The organism is Pseudomonas sp. EA_65y_Pfl1_P113 (genome assembly GCF_963970525.1).
GTDB classification, from domain to species: Bacteria; Pseudomonadota; Gammaproteobacteria; order Pseudomonadales; family Pseudomonadaceae; genus Aquipseudomonas; species Aquipseudomonas tritici.
Map to the genome: position 1 here is coordinate 1 of NZ_CAXAQM010000527.1, position 463 is coordinate 463.

The window sequence follows — 463 nt, forward strand, 5'->3', positions numbered from 1 at the left end:
TGGCTCGCCAACAAGATCGCTCCGCTCGGCCTCGCGCTCGAGCCCGGCCAGATCGTGCTTGCGGGCTCGTTCATCCGTCCGATCGAAACGCGCAAGGGCGACACAATTCAGGCCGACTATGGCGCCTACGGCTCGGTGAGCTGCTACTTCGCCTGACAACGACAACACAGGGAGTGAAACCGCGATGCCGCATTTCACGATCGAATATTCGGCCAATCTGGACGGCCGCCTCGATATCGGCGCCGTCTGCGAAATCGTGCGCAAGGCGGCGGTCGAGACCGGTATCTTTCCGCTCGGCGGCATCCGCGTCCGCGCCATCCGCTGCGAGCATTATGCGATCGCCGACAACAGGCAGGATTACGCCTTCCTCGACATGGTGCTGCGCATCGGCGAGGGACGCGATCTTGCGACCCGCCAGAAAGCCGGCGAGCACGTGTTCCAGGCGCTCTCGAAACATCTCGAT

General features: G+C 63.1%; 1 protein-coding gene. It reads left to right on the forward strand.

The genetic code is table 11. From position 1 onward, the window contains the following. Nucleotides 1-184: 184 nt before the first annotated feature. On the forward strand, nucleotides 185-463 hold a 279-nt coding region (locus AACY52_RS30905), incomplete at its 3' end, for a 5-carboxymethyl-2-hydroxymuconate isomerase (RefSeq protein ID WP_339561481.1).